Consider the following 17527-nt stretch of genomic DNA (forward strand, 5'->3'; position numbering starts at 1 on the left):
CGCTTCGGCGCGGGGACAGATTCCACGAGGTTTTACACCACCACAAAGGACATGCCGAGTCTGGCGAGTGAGGAAATTTTTATATGGTACTGCGCACTTCTGGTCCCGCGGTTAAAGCGAAGCACAGAGATACATCGAAGGCTCTGCCGCAAAAGGCAGTTCCCGTCATTGTCCTAGCGCTGCTTGCCATCGGCCTCTTACTTTATCCAGTGGTGGTGACACAACTCAATAACTGGGAACAGCTCCGTGCCGCTGATTCTTATAGCAGCGACATCGATAATACGGATAAGGAGTTGCTTGCCCAGCAATTCGCCGCAGCCCAAGAATATAACAAGACGCATTCGGCTGGTCCGATCCTCGATCCTTGGCTCACGCGTATTTCTGAGGACAACGCCGACTACCAAGCGTACTTATCCGAATTAGATGCCCATGACGTAATGGCTCGCCTCGTTGTACCTTCGGCTGACGTCGATCTTCCCGTTTATCACGGCACCAGTGAGGACGTCCTGCAAAAGGGTGTTGGGCACCTATACGGCTCTGACCTCCCTGTTGGCGGAGAAGGAACGCACTCAGTCCTAACTGCCCACACCGGACTGGTAAACGCCACGCTCTTTGACAATCTCAACAAAGTCAAAGAAGGAGACCCAATCTATGTTGGTGTCTCCGGTGAAAAAATGAAGTACCAGGTCAATGACATTCGGGTGGTGCTTCCGCACGAGACGGATTCTCTCCGGCCAGAAGCCGGAAAGGACCAAGTTACCCTCATTACCTGCACGCCGTATGGTGTCAATTCCCATCGCTTGTTGGTTACTGCTGAGCGCGTTCCTTTCGATGAGGAAGCAGAACAAGCCTTTACCCCTCGTGGCCTCCACTGGACGTGGTGGATGTGGGCTTTTATGGCTGGCGCATTGCTTATCGCCATTGCGGCCGCTTTCTGGCTGTACAAATTGAACAAAAAGCAAAAGCCAAAATTCGGTCAGTCAGTATCACTAGAGGAAGCATAATGTTTAAGCAACGTAGACTAGCTCGGGCAACAGCAGCCCTGTGCGCAGGATGTCTCGTGACAATGACTGCCCCTGCAACACCGGCTGATGCCAAAGTCATTTCAGGGTATGCCCCAGCATCCACCCAGGTTGACCCCAGTTCCATTGGTCAAGAGCTCAATTCCCTTACCATTTCTCTGCCCACCGGTAATCCATTTGATGAGGTTAAAGAGGGCGAGCTACCGCCAGGGGCATTAAGCGGTTATACCTTCGAATTGGCGCAGGTAGCGGGCCTTGATATTCGTACGCACCAGGGATATACGGATGCACTCAACCTCACTCCGCAAAAGGCACGCGATCTGGGATTTACTGAGGTCAAGAGGAAAGAAACCAGCGATAGTTCTGGCAAGGTTCGCTTCGACAACCTCCCTGCGGGTGCGTACCTAATCGAGATAACCCCTCCCCAACGCAGCGGGGAGAAGCATAAGGACATCCAGCCCATGATCGTTGTGCTTCCTGCCACCGACAAGGAGGGAAATTGGCTACACGATCTCAAGGTTGTAGCCAAAACCGACGACGGCGGTGGCGATGTCCCTCCACCAACGGATATCCCCGATCCACGACCGACCCCCACTCCGACTCCATCGGAACCTAATCCGACCCCACCACCTGAGGGCACCACGCCTCCGGTACCGGGATCGGATGGCTCCGAAACAACAGAAACTACGCCTACTGATACCCCACCAGAAGGTCCTGAGAAACCAAAGCCCAGCCAATTAGCACGAACAGGCGCTTCCGTACTCGGAATCCTTGTTCTGGCTGCTGGCCTCATCGCGGCCGGAATGCTGCTTATCCGTCGAAATAATAAAGGTGACCAATGATGAAAGGGACGACAACAATGCACAGCTTCTCCCGCAAAATGCGGACAAGCGCAGTAGCTGCCTTTACCCTCATGTTGACAGCTGGGGCTGTTCCAGCGGTCACCCCAACCCAATCGGAACACTCCGTCACACCGACTGCTCATGCTCAATCTGCAGTGCGAGCTCCGGTGACAATCAATAACGTTCGCACTGTATACAGCAACGTTTTTTCGGTTCACATGTCGGCCACCCAAGCGATGTCGATGAAAAAGCTCACTCTTAACACCACAGAGAGGTTCGGTACGAACCCAGCTGATACAGACAAGGTTCTCACTATCAATGGTGCCCCGTATCCTGTGTCTTGGATATCGCCTAGCGGGAGGCCCACGAATACGCTTACTGTAGATCTTCCGACTGCCATAGACGTACAGCCTGGGACTCCAATTGTTGTCCAATGGCGGGCAGGACAGAGAAATGTCCCTAGGTTGTCTAGTATGACGGCGACCATGGAAGGCACCGAGTTAGCACCACCAGAGCCCCCAGCAGTTGGAAATCCTACAGAGGCGAAAAACTACCGTAAGCTTCCAAACAAGAGAACGTGGGATGCTTGCACCTCAAACGATGGCCTTCTGTATGCAAAGACTTGGTGGGACAATTCAGAAAACACGCGGAAGCATGGCGGCAAAGATGTAAGCGTCGTCGAGGTGGCTCTTAATGGAGTCGGGGACCTCACTAATGCCATCAATACCGCAGATCCACGGCTGCAACTCCGCTTCGGCTCCGGGGCGGCCGGTTGGACAGAGCTGAAAAAAGACGTTGATTACACGCTGACGGTAAGTGGAAACCGAATCTTTTTTGAGCTCAATCAAAAGATGCAACGAGCTCCTTCAAACATCGACTCCTTCGATGTCGAAGCCCAGATCCCACTAAATGTGACACAATCCAATTGCCAGATGACGCTGTGGCACAAGGCTCCCGAGTGGTTCAACCGTGACGCAACAGATATCGATATCAACGCACCAGAAACACCACGTCACGAGTTAGACTGGCTGCCAGCATCTTCCCCAAACCCCGCCTTGCCGAAGCGCTGTGGGGGAAAGATTGCCCTAGTTTTCGATACCTCCGATTCCATCGCACGAAATAATGGTGCCGGTGTTGCTGCTAGCCGCGATGCCGGCTTGAGTGTTATTAACGCGTTACAGGGAACAGGAAGCCAGATGGCGATCTATAACTTTGCTTCGAGCGCAAAGTCCGTCCCCGGAATGTCAACAGATACGTTGAGCCTCAACGACAATGGTGATGTGCGAAAGCTGCGCAGCGCTGTTAATGCCATCGCAGAACCTTTTTACCGCGATGGTCGTGGTGGCACCAATTATGAGGCCGGCCTTAACCAGGTCCCCTCGGGAGAGTTCGACGTAGTCTACTTCATCTCCGATGGGCTTCCAACCACAAGCGGGCGAGACTATCCTTACGGCTTTGATATCGGTACCCTGATCAATCAAAGTGATCTATCCGCCGCAGTTCGCGCGGCTAACCGGATCAAAGAATCCGGCACACGCATCGAAACCGTTATGGTAGGCGTAGAACCATTTAACGAGCACATTCTGAAAGATGATTACTTCGGTTTGGGGGCAGTTAAAAATCAGAAGACGCCAAACGTACCCAATGTGACAGATGGTATATCAAAACCCTGGCCTCACCAGGACGGCTATGGATACCCGAGCTACTACGGACAAGCGGATTTCGTGCGGGATATTGTCGAGAATGGCAAGGTCTTGATGTGGGATACCACTGATGCGAGTACCGTCACGGAATACGATATTACGAACCAGCCAGAAGTTTGGCGTGCGGGCGTTCGTAATACTAAGTCCATCGGTGCAGATATCTCCAGCGAGGATGCTGTCACTACCGTAGATAACTTCAATAATTTGGTGAATAGACTCAATGACCTAGTCCTCAGTGACTGCTTTGGTTCCATTAACGTGACTAAGCTTGTCCATGGCAAAGACGGCTCAGTGTCACCTGGACAGGATTGGACCTTTGATACCTCTGTTAACGGTGGTCAAGAAGCTATCATCGACGGCGAGGATGGAACTGAGCGTAAAGCACAAGTCACTGATAAAACCGACGAGAACGGACGCTATGGACGGTCCTTGAATCAAGAAAACAGGAAGGGTCAATCCGTCACCGTAGTTGAGCACCAGCAGTCTGGATATAGGCTCCACAAGCAGAACGGCAAGAATGCCGTATGCACGACACGCGTGCGTGAGGGCAACTCGTGGAAGACTAAGGACTCCGAAGTACGCAATATTGACGATGCTCAAAAACCAGGATTCGGCGTGGATGTTCCATTCCGGGGCATCGTCAATTGCACGATTGAAAATGATACCGTTCCCGTAAAAATTGATCTTTCCGTGCAAAAAGTCAGTTTCGAAGACCAGCCACAACCTCTAGCGGGCTCCGAATTCACCCTCAATAAAATGGATGGAGACAATCGCGAACAAGTAGGGGTCCTGCGCGATGGTGCAACGCGGATTTTCGATCTCCAGCCGGGCAACCGCTATGAGCTGGTAGAAACACAAGCACCCTCTGGCTACCAGCTACTTAGTAGCCCGATTTACTTCAACATCGCCGTTGGAGAATCTGGAAAACCAGAGATTCAAATCGAAGGAGGAGCTGAACAGTATCCGGAAATTTCCATCCAAAAAGATGAGAAGGATGCGAACCACTCCGTCATGCAGGTAGCTGATATCCGTAAAGGCGACCTGCCCAATACCGGCGGTCGCGGCTTAGGAGGGCTCGCCCTCTTGGCCAGCGTCGTAGCGGCAGCAGCTGTATTTATTGGACGGCGTGCCTTGAACTAATCACGGGACTACTCCGTAGAGCTGTTCCTTAACCAAGAGGCCCGCTCATCGTCTTGCAAAATGACGTTGAGCGGGCCTCTCCTGATCTATATCCAGTTCGTTCGTCTCACGGTGGATGGATAACTGAAAAGCTTTTTACTGCAAGAAGCCTAAGTCAGCTGCGGCTGCGGCGAGCTGGCGGGCGCTGCGATCCAAGACACCGGCCCAGGTGCCCATCGATTCCTCATTCGCGGAATCGGACACCTGCTTCAGTAGGGTGCAGGGCACGCCAAAGCGCTGGCAGGTAGCGGCAATAGAATAGCCCTCCATATCGCATAGCTGGGACTTTTTCACCAGCTCATTGCGCAGCGCGGTAGTAGAGACAAACATGTCACCGGTGGCAAGCCCGCGTGCCGGAAGCTCGCCAGATGTTTCCAGCTCGATGAATTCTGGCAGGAGGTAACGGCTGATATCGGTCAGCACGTCCAGCTTGAAATCGTGCTTGGTTACTTTATTGATCTCAAAGACGCCATCCATGCCATCGACAAGCGCGCCTGCCGTACCAATATTGACCACGCGCTCGGGCAGAGCATCGTGTGCGCGGGCCTCAGCCAAGACCTCGGTCAGGGAAATCGCCGCTGGGACCGTGCCGATACCGGTAATAAGCAGCGCTTCGCTGTCCGGAAGGTGTGCAGCCTCGGCATCAACGGCTGCCACAAAGAGGGTTCGTCCAGATAAGTTTTCCATGTGTGCGACGATACCTGCAGCCGACTCGAGTGACGGAGTCGGCTGCAGCGTTTTATGACTCGAGTTCACCTGTTGCCACGGCTCCCTGACCAGGCGGCATAATACGAAGGACTGCCCTGCACAGAACGACCTGAAACGCCCTCTTGGAGGCTGAGGTTACCCTCGTTTGGTGGACACCCGATTAGTACGGATCTTGTGTCCGTAAGAGAGGATGTTCATTGTGAGTCAACAACGCTAGGGACCTGACCCCTTTTTGGTGGACACCTGATATCCAGCCCAGTCGGGCTGGGAAGAAAGGTAATCTACCACCATGTCCAGGTACTCCGAACAGTTCAAACGCGATGCTGTGGCCCTCTATAAGGAACAATGAGGACCTCTCGCTGAACGCAGCATCAGCAGAGCTCGGTATCAACCGTGCCTCGCTGCATTCTTGGGTCAAGAAGTACGGCACCGGAAAGCGTGCGCGCATTAAAGCTGTGCATGAGAAAGCCCAAACGGCGAATAATTCCGAACGGATCCGCCAGCTAGAAAAGGAAGTCTCTAAACTACGCGAAGAACGCGATATCCTGCGCAAGGCCGCGAAGTATTTTGCCGAAGAGACTCACTGGTGATCCGCTTCCAGTTTGTCTATGACCACCGAACCGAATACTCGGTTAAGCGGATGTGCCACGTTTTAAAGCTCAATCGCTCCTCGTTTTATAAATGGGTCCAAACCCGGTTACGTCCACTAGTGTGGTGTAACGCTTGCTGATGGTGGGCCCCGGAAAGTAGTGGGCGGTCACCGTCGGTAACCTTTCGACTCAACTACCACATCTCACCGAAAGGCCTATGACGATGACCGCTGCACCGCATTCTATCGACCCGACAACCTATCTGGATGATCTGCTCGCCCAAGCATCTCCGGATTTGATGCGCCAGATGCTGCAAGGGTTTATCAACCAAATCCTCTCCGCCCAGGCCGACACCGTCTGCGGCGCCGAATACGGCGTTGCCTCCACCGAACGCGTCAACCACCGCAACGGGTATCGCCACCGCGACCTTGACACCCGTGTCGGCACGATTGATGTGGCGGTGGCGAAACTGCGCCACGGTGCGTTCTTCCCAGACTGGCTGTTAGAGCGCCGTACGCGTACAGAACGGGCCTTATCGACTGTGATCGCCACGTGCTACCTCAAAGGGGTTTCCACCCACAGGATGAATGATCTGGTGGCGACACTTGGGATTTCCAGCATGTCGAAATCGCAAGTCTCACGCATGTCAGAAGAACTTGACGACATGGTCGGGCCCGACCCCCGACGTGTCCACTGTCCGGGGGTCAGGTCCCAGAAATACACGCCGGAGTACCGGCGTGAAGCCGCAAACCTAGTAATCGAGTCAGAACGCCCGATTGCTCATGTAGCGAAAGAAATTGGTTTCGCACCTGGCCTTTTAGGCCGATGGGTGAAAAATGAGCGTCAACGCCGAGGATCCTCCGATGGATTAAGCGAGGCTGATCTTCGTGCTGAGAACGCTCGTCTGCGTCGTGAGCTGGCAGAAGCCAAGATGGATAACGAGTTTTTGTCAAAAGCGACAGCCTTCTTCGCCGCAAGGCAACGCGAACAGAAAAGTTCGAATTGATGCAGCCAGAGAAGGCTAACTACAGCATCAAGCGCATGGCACGCTTGTTGAAGGTATCTCGGTCTGGATACTACAAATGGACCCATACACAGCAGCAACGACTATCCGGCGAAGATAATCGTGCAGCATTTTACAATGATGTTGACCGCAAGATTCACCAGATCTGGAAAGACTCCAACGAGGTCTACGGTGCCCCGCGAATCACCGCAGAACTCGCCGAGCGCTACCAGATTGTTCTTAACCGCAAGACTGTGGCTAAGCGGATGCGCCTGATGGGAATTGAAGGGATGTCACCGCGTGCCTTCGTCCCAGCGACAACGATTCAATCTAAACGTAAGTCGAGTCTTCCTGACCTGGTAAAGCGCATGTTTGATACCGGCGAGCTCAATCGAGTATGGATGTCAGACATTACCTACCAGCGCACTGGTGAAGGCTGGTTGTATTTGTGCGTGATCCGCGACGGCCATTCCCGCAGGGTGCTGGGATGGGCAATGGATAGCGTCCAAGACACAAGTTTGGCCGAACGGGCCCTGCGGATGGCGCATACACTGCGCGGTGACGTTCCTGACGGGCTGGTGTTTCACGCCGACCGGGGAACACAATTTACCAGCGAGCAGCTCTGGGACGTGTGCCGCAACCTAGGGGTTGCTCAGTCGGTAGGGCGCACTGGGGTGTGTTTCGATAACGCGATGGCCGAGTCGTTCTGGTCGACGCTTAAGACCGAGTTCTACGACCGGAAGCGCTGGCCAACCCGCGATGCTGCGCGTCAGGCCGTTGCCTACTGGATTGAAGCCGTCTACAACCGTCGGCGCCGGCACTCCGCACTCGGGATGGTCAGCCCCGTCGATTTCGAGAACCATATCACCCAAACCAGAAACGAAGAGAAAATAGCTGCCTAACCACTAGGTAGCTCTACTACGTGTCCACGATTTGCGGGCAACCCCAGTCTTGTGGCCGGTCCTGCTATGTTTAGCGTATGCTCCAGATTCTCGCCCAGTACGCGACCACGATGACAGAAACCGTTACTAGCATGCTCTCCACCGTCCGCGTAAAAATTGTGGAACAGTCACATTATATTCAGGATTACGCAGGAATAGTAATTAGCCTATTGGCCCTCATAGTTTCGGTGGTCGTGGGAGTGATAACGTATCGGTCTTGGCGTAGTGGGGGCGCTATAATAGGAATGGAAGCTCAAATTCGTCAGCCACCTCTAGGCATAAAAGTGCGAGTGACTATTTCAAATCATGGGAGGTTAGAAGCCTTTTATGGGCCGATTTATATCCATTACCTAGGACAGGTAACCCGGTTAAAAATGGAACCACTTTCAACTAATGTAGGCGAAAATAACGGGATACTAGAGCAAAAATCTCTAAAACCTGGTATCAGCATTTATGAAGAAATTGAGCTTAATGAACTTGCGATGCTAGCAATCCCCAAGGACACTTTAAGCGCTTTTAGCTTTAGGACTATAGCTAACAACAAAGTTAAAGAGTGCCAGATTTCCAGTGAAGAAATCCAAGAATACCACGACAAATTCATAAACTTGGTGCAGTTTAATGAAGAAAAAATAAGACGGAAGGAAATTCCTAGTTTTCTTAAGGATTTTTTAAGAGACGGACCGTTGGACAACTATTCGGACAACTAAATTTCGGGTAACAGAAGACGCCTTTAAGCTACTTTAAAGCGCCCCTTAGTTTTGTTCCTAGGCATTTGCCTTGATTTCTATTATTGCCTGTTGCGGGTTCTTCTTCCAAAATTCGGTTTCCATCTCGGCTGGGGTTCGATATCCCAGGCTTTGGTGGAGCCTTACCTCGTTCCACCATGACACCCACTCGAATGTCGCGATTTCTACCTCGACAACGTCATTCCACCTACGAGTATGGATGAGCTCATTCTTGTAAGAGCCGTTAACGTTTTCAGCTAGAGCATTGTCATAGGAGTCGCCAACTGTCCAGTAGAAGCAGTGATCCTGTGTTGGGCAAGTGGCTGGTTGTAGACAACGCTGACGTACTGCGAGCCGCGATCCGAATGGTCAATAGGACCTGTTGTTTCTTCAGTGCACACGATCGGGCCTGCCCCGGAAAATGGAGACATCGCGGGTCAGGCCCACATAACGCGATTTGAGGAGTAACTTCGAGCCGTCGTGTACGCGATCACGCTATAGTAAGTGCGCAAAGGGCTTCACTGCCATTCTCTTTATTCCTCCCTACACCACCTAAGGGCCCCTCTCTTGAGCAAAACTCAGCCTTCAGAATCTTCGGAACCGACCGGCTCCCCTAAAGGCCGCGGCAAGCGCATCGTTACCGTCGTGATCGCGATCCTCGCGGTCATCACTTTGGTAGCGGCCAGTACGTGGGCTTATACCGGAGCGGCAGAACCAAAAGATCAGGCGCACGAACCTGCGTTTGGGGATGTCCACTCTGCCAAGCCGTCCTCTCACGCTGCCGACAAGACGGCGGACTCGTCCGGGAAAGAAGACGCGGTCAAAGGTACTGGCAAAGACTCAGGTGCTGGAGCTAATTCTGATGCTCAGGCCAAGCTGGCCGAAAAGAAGAAGGACGCTACTGCGCAGAACGGGGATGCGAACTCTCAGGGGCAGAAGGACTCGCAGGCAAAAGCAGGAGGCAAGGAACCGAGTACGGGTGAAAAGTGCGGGTCCTATGCTGAGGCCCACATGGGTGGTTTTTATAGGCCCGTGCAAATCTACTGCGATGCCAACTGGCTCTTCGCCGGTGATGAAGGAACTTCCTTCCACACCTTGTACCAGTGGTCCGGGGATACCTGGGCGGCAATTGAAAAGGATGGCAGAAGCTACCCTTCCAACTACCGATGCTTTAGCGAGGATAAGCTCTCCAAGGCCGGTGTACCAAAGGAAATCGTGGAGGATCTGCTGACGTGTTAAGCCGCTAGCCCATGGTGGGTTGGCCGCAGATGTATAAAACAACCGCGTTTCGCTAAAAGCTGGGGTGTTTTTAGGAGAAACGCGGTTGTTTTGGACAGTGGCGCAGGCGATCAAGGCGCGCCACCGCGGGACGTGTGCGGCGCCGAGCAGAGCTCCGGGAGGCCCTCGCGCCGAGCGCGGGCTCGGGGTTAGCGCAGGCGGTGGCCCACAAAGCCGGCGGCCAAGGTATTGCCGGAAGATTGGTCAATGAGCAGGAAATTGCCCACCGCGCCACGGGCGGCGTAGTCCTCCACGGGCAGTTCGGCCTGGGTCTGGATGGTCAGGTGGGCGATATCGTTCATGGCCACGGTCTCGGGGTCTTCCACGTCGGCCACGCCATCGAGATCCAAAGTGCGAGCAATGGTGGCGATGCGGGCTTTGACCAAGGAGGAACCGTAGCGCAGCTTCACCATCTGACCGGGCTTGAGATCCTTTTCGGTCAGGCCGACGACTGTGGCGTCGAATTCCCGGGTGGCCTGGGGACGCTGGGAGCCGGCGAGGAGATCGCCGCGGGTGAGATCGATGTCATCGGCAAGCAGCAGCGTCACCGAATCGCCGGCGGCGGCCGAGGAGGCCGGGCCATCGGCGGTATCGATCTGGGTAACGGTGCTGGTGCGGCCCTCGGGCAGGTGTACTTCATCACCCACGGAGATGGACCCTGCCTTCACGCGGCCGGCGTAGCCGCGGTAGTCGGTGGCGTGCTCGCGGATGACGTACTGAATGGGAAAGCGAAAGTCCAGCTCATCGGCGCGGCCAGTGGCGACGGGGATAGTCTCGAGCACCTCGAGGACGGTGGGGCCGGTGTACCAGTCCATGGTGGTAGAGCGCTCGACCACGTTATCGCCCTTGAGCGCGGAAATGGGCACGACGGTGGTATCGGTAATGTTCAGGCGCTAGGCAATCTTATGGAATTCGGCCTCGATAGCGCGGAAGACGTGCTCGTCATAGTCCACGAGGTCGATCTTGTTGACCGCGAGGACGACGTGGCGCACGCCCAGGAGCGCGGCCACGTTGAGGTGGCGGCGGGTTTGTTCGACGACGCCGTGGCGGGCATCGATGAGCAGCACCACCACCTGCGAGGTGGACATGCCGGTAACCGTATTGCGGGTGTACTGCACGTGGCCGGGGGTATCGGCGAGGATGAAGGTACGCTTATCGGTAGCGAAGTAGCGGTAAGCCACGTCGATGGTAATGCCTTGCTCGCGCTCGGCGCGCAGGCCATCGACAAGCAGGGAAAGGTCCATGCCGTCGAAGCCGCGATCGGAAGAGGAACGCTCCATGGACTCGACCTGGTCCGCGAGTACGGACTTAGTGTCATATAGCAAGCGCCCCACGAAGGTAGATTTGCCGTCATCGACGGAGCCGGCGGTGCACAGGCGCAGGGTATCGCGCTGTTTGAGGGCGCCGACATTCGGCGCGAGGGTAGTCGTCATCAGAAGTAGCCTTCCTTCTTGCGGTCTTCCATGGCGGATTCAGAAAGTTTGTCATCGGCGCGGGTGGCGCCGCGCTCAGACAGGGTGGAAATGGAGATTTCCGCGAGCACCTCATCGGGGCTGGAGGCGGTGGAGTCGACGGCACCGGTGCAGGACATATCGCCGACGGTGCGGTAGCGCACGGTGCGGGTCTCTAGCTGCTCATCGTCTTGCGGTCCGCCCCATTCACCTGGCGAAAGCCACATGCCGCCGCGGTTGAAGACCTCGCGCTGGTGGGAATAATAAATGGGCGGCAGCTCAAGCTCGCGCGCGCCGATGTATTCCCAAATATCGGATTCGGTCCAGTTGGAGATGGGAAAAACGCGCACGTTTTCGCCGGCCATCTTACCGCCGTTGTACAGGTCCCACAGCTCGGGGCGCTGGCGGCGAGGGTCCCAGCCGCCGAAGGAATCGCGGATGGAAAAAATGCGTTCCTTGGCGCGGGCGCGTTCCTCATCGCGGCGGGCACCGCCGAGGACGGCGTCGTACTCGCGCTTGGCGATGCTCTCTACCAGCGGCACCGACTGCAGCGGGTTGCGCGTTCCATCGGGCCGTTCCTGCAGCTCGCCGCTATCGATCCAGTCTTGGACGTGGGCGACGTGGAGGCGGGCACCGGATTCCGCGACTAGGTCATCGCGGAATTTGATGACTTCGGGGAAGTTATGACCGGTATCCACGTGGAGCAATTCAAAAGGCACCGTGGCCGGGGCGAAGGCGCGGCGGGCCAGCTCGAAGACGACAACGGAGTCCTTGCCACCGGAAAAGAGGATGCCTACCTTATCGAATTGCCCGGCTACCTCGCGCAGGATGTGGATGGATTCATTTTCTAGGTCTTGTAGGTGTGGGGAAAGTGTGCTCATTATTCGTGTAACCCGCATTCTGTCTTGCCATCTGCAAATACTCGCCCGGAGCGGGCGTCCTCGCCCTCGCCGACTGGGAAGGTCAACGGCGCATCGCCGATGGACCGGTATCCCTGCAGGGTCAGCGGGTGGATGATGAGGTCGTTTTCTGCGATGTACTGATCGGTATCGTCCAAGTCCCAGGTAATGATCGGCGAAATCTTTAACCGCCCGGTGCGGTCCAGGCTGAGCGCTGGGGCATTGGCGCGGTGCTCGGAATCGGCCCGGCGCAGGCCGGTGACCCACCCTGCATAAGGATCCATGGCCATGTTCAGCGGCTCCACCTTGCGCATGCGGTTATAGGCGGCAGTATCGCGCGCGTACAGGCGCGGGCCGTACACCTCGTCTTGTTCTTCGGGGCTCAGCAGCGGCAGCACGCGGACTAGGGGGAGATCCGGGTAGTGCTTGTCCACCTCTTCGGCCACCTGGAGGGTCTCCGGGAAGTGCCAGCCGGTATCGATGAAGAGGAGATCCGCATCGAGCCCGGCGCGGTGGGAGAGCTCTGCCAGCACGGTGTTTTCCATGGACATCGTCACCGCTAGCCGGCCGGGGGCGTGCTCGGCGGCCCACTCGGTGATGCTTTCTGCGGATTCGTCGTAGAGCTTATCCGCCCACGTGTCCACTAGCTGTTCATTGCGCGCGGCCACCTCGGTGGAAAGCGGTGCGGTATCGCGCGTGCCTTCGGGCGAGATATGGGGATCGCGGAAGGAGTGTCCACCATCCAGCAGGTTCGTCGTTGGGTTCATGAGCTCACACACTAGGCAACCGCGGTAGCTCACGCAGCACGTTTTTCTGGAAAGGGCGCTGAGCTTGGCCGAAGGGAAGAATAAAATGTTTTATTTCTGAACCAAGCTGACTAGATTTATAGACAATGTAGTCTATTGCGGGCCGGCCGAACTCGCCCGAGGAGGAACTTTCATGCAGCGTGTCGCCATCATTGGGGAAGGTCCTGCCGCCTTATCCGCCGTGGAAAGACTCCTGAGCGCCGGCATGTGCGTAGACCTCATCTCAGAGAAAACTGCACCGTTCGGTCTACTTCGCCGCTTTGCGGGGCTTGTTGGCGTGCTTGATGAGGCCGTGCCGCACGAGTGTGCACCGGGCACTACCCCGCGGCTGCGCCTATTGGGAAACGTGCGCGTGGGAGTAGACGGCGATATCACCCACAACGAGGTCCACCAGCTGGCCGCCCACGGTGACCGCGAGCTCATCGTCATGGAATTAAAGGCTCGCGGCGTTCCCGTTACCACGTGGGAGGGGCTGTGCACGCCGATTACGGATTTCGAGGACTGGACCAGGGTCATCGCCAGGGCGCAATTGGCGCACGTTTTGGTCTAGGTTCGGCTACGAGGTCAGGTGCCTAAATATAAAAACCGTTCGCCCCATCTGCGCCCACCAGATATGCTTGCTGGTTAATCCCTATTCTCCCTCGAAAGAAGCGCAGGTTTATGGATCTAGTCCGAATCCTTTTTACCCGCTCGGCGCCCTATACGCCCTATGTCCTAGCGGTACTTATCCTGCAGGCGCTGTCCACCGCGGCTACCCTGTATCTGCCGTCCTTGAACGCCAAAATCATCGATGAGGGCGTGTCCAAGGGCGATATCGACTATATCTGGCACACCGGCGCGATCATGCTGATTGTGGCCTTTGTCCAGGTCATTACCGCCATCGGCGCGGTGTGGTGCGGCAGCCGCACCGCCATGGGCGTGGGCCGGGATCTGCGCAGCGAGGTCTTCCGCAAGGTCACCACGTTTTCTGCAGAAGATATGAGCGAGTTCGGCACGCCCACCCTTATTACCCGCGGCACGAATGACGTGCAGCAGGTGCAGATGGTCTACATGATGATGCTGAACTTCATGGTCACAGCACCCATTATGTCCATCGGCGGCATCATCATGGCCATCCGGGAGGACGCCGGACTGTCCTGGTTGGTGTGGGTTTCTGTCGCGGTATTGCTGGGCACCATCTCCGTCCTCAGCGCGCGGCTTATGCCGCTTTTTCGTGCCATGCAGGACAAGCTGGATACCATCAACGGCACCCTGCGCGAGCAGATCACCGGCATCCGCGTCGTGCGAGCCTTTGTGCGCGAGGCCTATGAAACTGAACGCTTTACCAAGGCCAATAAGGACATTACCCAGCTTTCGCTGAAAATCGGCCAGCTTTTTGTGCTCATGTTCCCGCTTATCACCGTCATCTTGAACGTGGCCACGGGCGCCGTGCTGTGGTTTGGCGGCCAGCGCGTGGATGCCGGGCTTGTCGATGTCGGCGGGCTCACCGCCTTCCTGCAATACCTGTTGCAAATCCTCGCCGCCGTCATGATGGGCACGTTTATGGCGATGATGCTCCCGCGCGCCCTCGTGTGCGCCCGCCGCATCACCGGGGTCTTAAGCCACGAGCCGTCCATTACCCCGCCGAAGGATACCGTCACCCCGGCGACCAATTCCGGCACCGTGGAGTTTCGCAATGTCAGCTTCTCCTATGCCGGCGCGGATGCCCCGGTGCTAGAGGATATTTCCTTTACCGCCACTCCCGGCACCACCACCGCGATCATCGGTTCTACCGGCGCGGGCAAAACCACGCTGCTTTCCCTCATCCCGCGCCTGTACGTTCCGAGCGAGGGCGAGGTGCTTATCGATGCCACCCCCACAACCTCCCTCTCCCGCCCCGACATCGTCAGCCGCGTCTCGCTGGTGCCACAAAAGGCCTACCTGTTTAGCGGCACGGTGGCCTCCAACCTGCGGTTGGGCCGCCCCGAGGCCACCGACGATGAGCTATGGGAGGCGCTGCGCGTGGCGCAGGCGGACTTCGTCGATGACTTAGACATGCCCATCGCACAGGGCGGTACCAATGTATCGGGCGGGCAGCGCCAGCGCCTCTCCATTGCCCGCATGCTCGTAGCCCAGCCGCGCATCTATCTCTTCGATGATTCCTTTTCCGCGCTGGATGTGGTCACAGATGCCAATGTGCGCGCCGCCATGCACCAGTCCTTTGCCCAGCGCGGCGAGGACGTTACTACCATCATCGTGGCCCAGCGCGTGGCCTCCATCCAGGATGCCGATCAGATTTTGGTCATCGATAAAGGACGGATTGTCGCCTGCGGCACCCACGCCGAGCTACTGAAATCCTCGGGCGTGTACCAAGAAATCGTTGCATCCCAAGAAACCGCTGGAGTAACTGGAGGAGAGCACTAATGGCCAAGGACACCACACGAGACTCCTCCGCTGAGGACGCCGAGCTCCAGGAGCTTGAGGCAAAGCTCGCCGCCGATGAATGGTCCGGTTCCGCACCGCGTCAGGCCAAGAATTTCTGGCCTTCTGCCAAGCGCTTGCTGCTCCTACTCATGCCCTATAAGCGCATGCTGGCGGTAGTGGCGGCGATGAACATAGTCTGCGTCTTCCTTGCGGTCTTTGCCCCTAAGATCTTGGGCGATGCCATGGACGTCATCTTCTCCGGTGTTGTCTCCCGCGAGCTGCCATCTGGCATTTCGGCGCAACAGGCCATCGACGGCATGCGCGCCCAAGGCCAAGATCAGGTGGCCGATATGGCCTCTGGCATGGACTTCACTCCCGGCGAGGGCATCGACTTTACCCGCTTGGGCACGCTTATCATCGCGGTGATCGCGATGTACATCGTCTCTGCCGCCTTCGAGCTCTGGCAAGGGCTCATCTTAAACCGCTTGACTGTCGACACGGTCTACGAGCTGCGCCAGCGCGTGGAAGCCAAGGTGCATGCCCTGCCGTTAAATTACTTCGATTCCCGCCAGCGCGGCGATATCCTCTCGCGCACCACCAATGACATCGACAATGTGCAACAAGCCCTCCAACAGGCGCTGTCCCAGCTGTTCTATAACATCCTGATGATCCTCGGCATCACCGTGATGATGTTAAGCATCTCTTGGCAGCTCGCCCTAGTGGCGCTCTTGGCGCTGCCGCTGACCGCACTCATCATCGGAGTCATCGGCGGACGCTCGCAGCGCCAATTCAAAACCCAGTGGCGCGCTACGGGCCAGCTCAATGGCCAAGTGGAAGAGTCCTTCTCCGGCCACGATCTGGGCATCGTCTTTGGACGCACGGAGGATATGACGCGCCAATTTGATGAGCGCAATGACGAGCTCTTCCGCTCCTCCGCGCTGGCGCAATTCCTCTCCGGCATCATGATGCCCATCATGCAGTTCGTGTCCTACCTGTCTTATGTGGCCATCGCCGTGCTTGGCGGCCTGCGCGTGGCCAACGGGCAGATGACCCTGGGCCAGGCCACCGCCTTTATCCAGTACTCCCGCGAATTTAACCAGCCACTGGGCCAATTGGGCGGCATGATGCAACAGGTGCAATCCGGTGTGGCCTCTGCCGAGCGCGTCTTCGAATTCCTCGATGCGGAAGAACAATCGCTGGAGGTAACCAGCGATGAGCTGGCCGGCCGTGCCCGCGGCCGCGTGGAGTTCCAGGACGTTGCCTTTTCCTATTCGCCGGAGAAGGAGCTTATTACCGGGCTCAACCTGCGCGTAGAGCCGGGGCAAACCGCGGCGATCGTCGGCCCCACCGGCGCCGGAAAGACCACCATGGTCAATCTGCTCATGCGCTTTTATGACATCGATTCAGGCCGCATTCTTATCGATGGCCACGATACCGCCCACATGCCTCGCACCGCCCTGCGCTCCCAAGTGGGCATGGTGCTACAAGATGCCGTCCTCTTTGAAGGCACCATCATGGACAATATCCGCTACGGCCGGCTTGATGCCACGGACGATGAGGTCATCGCCGCGGCCAAGGCCACCTACGTGGATCGCTTCGTGCACTCCCTACCGGAGGGCTATGACACCGTCATCGACCAAGATGGCGGCGCCATCTCCGCCGGCGAGCGCCAGCTGATTACCATCGCACGCGCCTTTTTGGCCCAGCCCGCACTACTCATCTTGGATGAGGCGACCTCGTCCGTGGATACCCGCACCGAGGTGCTCGTCCAAGAGGCTATGAATGCCCTGCGCGCCGAGCGCACTTCCTTCGTCATCGCCCACCGCTTGTCCACCATCCGGGACGCTGATTTGATCTTGGTGATGGAAAACGGGGGCATCGTCGAGCAAGGCTCCCACGAAGAGCTGCTGCGCGCCCAAGGCGCTTATTGGCGCCTGCACCAATCGCAGTTCAACGATTCTTAAGGGAGCGCCGCTG

Annotated in this window: 12 protein-coding genes and 4 pseudogenes; 11 read left to right on the plus strand and 5 right to left on the minus strand. The window is 56.6% G+C overall.

Going from position 1 to position 17527, the window contains the following annotated elements; translation table 11 throughout:
• Positions 1-83: 83 nt before the first annotated feature.
• The 3 genes from HMPREF1267_RS11175 (at position 84) to HMPREF1267_RS11185 (ending at position 4707) form a co-directional block, all read left to right on the plus strand.
• A complete protein-coding gene (locus tag HMPREF1267_RS11175) occupies positions 84-1004 on the plus strand; it encodes a class C sortase (RefSeq protein ID WP_023029314.1) in 921 nt (306 codons plus the stop codon).
• Positions 1005-1066: 62 nt separating this feature from the next.
• Complete coding sequence (locus tag HMPREF1267_RS11180; RefSeq protein WP_084539252.1) at positions 1067-1864, plus strand: SpaA isopeptide-forming pilin-related protein; 798 nt, start codon at positions 1067-1069, stop codon at positions 1862-1864.
• 473 nt (positions 1865-2337) lie between these two features.
• Positions 2338-4707: a SpaA isopeptide-forming pilin-related protein gene (locus tag HMPREF1267_RS11185; RefSeq protein ID WP_232215145.1), complete on the plus strand. Its 2370-nt coding sequence runs from the start codon at positions 2338-2340 to the stop codon at positions 4705-4707.
• Positions 4708-4842: 135 nt separating this feature from the next.
• Here HMPREF1267_RS11185 and HMPREF1267_RS11190 read toward each other — a convergent pair whose 3' ends face one another.
• A complete protein-coding gene (locus tag HMPREF1267_RS11190) occupies positions 4843-5433 on the minus strand; it encodes a nucleosidase (protein WP_023029317.1) in 591 nt (196 codons plus the stop codon).
• A 310-nt stretch (positions 5434-5743) separates the two neighbouring features.
• Between HMPREF1267_RS11190 and HMPREF1267_RS13425 the strand changes: the two are divergent.
• The 4 genes and pseudogenes from HMPREF1267_RS13425 to HMPREF1267_RS11210 all read left to right on the plus strand — a co-directional run.
• Positions 5744-6139 (plus strand): annotated as a pseudogene (locus HMPREF1267_RS13425) (transposase); the annotation flags it as partial.
• Positions 6140-6267: 128 nt separating this feature from the next.
• Positions 6268-6714: pseudogene (locus HMPREF1267_RS13205) on the plus strand (transposase); the annotation flags it as partial.
• A protein-coding gene (locus HMPREF1267_RS11205) for an IS3 family transposase (RefSeq protein ID WP_156906134.1) occupies positions 6709-7949 on the plus strand; the annotation gives its coding sequence in 2 pieces (ribosomal slippage) (positions 6709-6994 and positions 6994-7949; 1242 coding nt in all). The pseudogene HMPREF1267_RS13205 and the gene HMPREF1267_RS11205, both read left to right, overlap by 6 nt.
• Before the next feature lie 77 nt (positions 7950-8026).
• Positions 8027-8695 carry a hypothetical protein gene (locus tag HMPREF1267_RS11210; protein ID WP_034667271.1) on the plus strand — a complete coding sequence of 223 codons (669 nt, stop codon included), beginning with the start codon at positions 8027-8029 and terminating at the stop codon, positions 8693-8695.
• Between the two features lie 57 nt (positions 8696-8752).
• On the opposite strand, the pseudogene HMPREF1267_RS13040 reads toward HMPREF1267_RS11210, so the two are convergent.
• Positions 8753-8995 (minus strand): annotated as a pseudogene (locus HMPREF1267_RS13040) (integrase core domain-containing protein); the annotation flags it as partial.
• 285 nt (positions 8996-9280) lie between these two features.
• Between HMPREF1267_RS13040 and HMPREF1267_RS11215 the strand changes: the two are divergent.
• Positions 9281-9952 (plus strand): hypothetical protein, encoded by a 672-nt coding sequence (locus HMPREF1267_RS11215; protein ID WP_023029322.1) that lies wholly within the window; start codon positions 9281-9283, stop codon positions 9950-9952.
• Between the two features lie 188 nt (positions 9953-10140).
• Here HMPREF1267_RS11215 and HMPREF1267_RS11220 read toward each other — a convergent pair.
• From HMPREF1267_RS11220 to HMPREF1267_RS11230, 3 genes and pseudogenes are all read right to left on the minus strand, one after another.
• Positions 10141-11424, minus strand: a pseudogene (locus HMPREF1267_RS11220) (sulfate adenylyltransferase subunit 1).
• Positions 11424-12323: a sulfate adenylyltransferase subunit CysD gene (gene cysD / locus HMPREF1267_RS11225; protein ID WP_023018066.1), complete on the minus strand. Its 900-nt coding sequence runs from the start codon at positions 12321-12323 to the stop codon at positions 11424-11426. Before cysD ends, HMPREF1267_RS11220 begins: the two are co-directional and overlap by 1 nt.
• A complete protein-coding gene (locus HMPREF1267_RS11230) occupies positions 12323-13108 on the minus strand; it encodes a phosphoadenylyl-sulfate reductase (RefSeq protein ID WP_023029325.1) in 786 nt (261 codons plus the stop codon). The genes cysD and HMPREF1267_RS11230 overlap by 1 nt, the downstream gene beginning before the upstream one ends.
• A gap of 172 nt (positions 13109-13280) precedes the next feature.
• Here HMPREF1267_RS11230 and HMPREF1267_RS11235 point away from each other — a divergent pair, with 172 nt between their 5' ends.
• The 3 genes from HMPREF1267_RS11235 to HMPREF1267_RS11245 all read left to right on the plus strand — a co-directional run bounded on the left by HMPREF1267_RS11235 (position 13281) and on the right by HMPREF1267_RS11245 (position 17514).
• Positions 13281-13697 carry a hypothetical protein gene (locus tag HMPREF1267_RS11235; RefSeq protein WP_023029326.1) on the plus strand — a complete coding sequence of 139 codons (417 nt, stop codon included), beginning with the start codon at positions 13281-13283 and terminating at the stop codon, positions 13695-13697.
• 110 nt (positions 13698-13807) lie between these two features.
• On the plus strand, positions 13808-15550 hold the full coding sequence (locus tag HMPREF1267_RS11240) for an ABC transporter ATP-binding protein (RefSeq protein WP_023029327.1): 1743 nt from the start codon (positions 13808-13810) through the stop codon (positions 15548-15550).
• Entirely contained in the window at positions 15550-17514 is a 1965-nt protein-coding gene (locus HMPREF1267_RS11245) for an ABC transporter ATP-binding protein (protein ID WP_023029328.1), read from the plus strand. The genes HMPREF1267_RS11240 and HMPREF1267_RS11245 overlap by 1 nt, the downstream gene beginning before the upstream one ends.
• Positions 17515-17527 lie beyond the last annotated feature (13 nt).

The organism is Corynebacterium sp. KPL1824 (assembly GCF_000478095.1).
Lineage (GTDB): Bacteria > Actinomycetota > Actinomycetes > Mycobacteriales > Mycobacteriaceae > Corynebacterium > Corynebacterium accolens.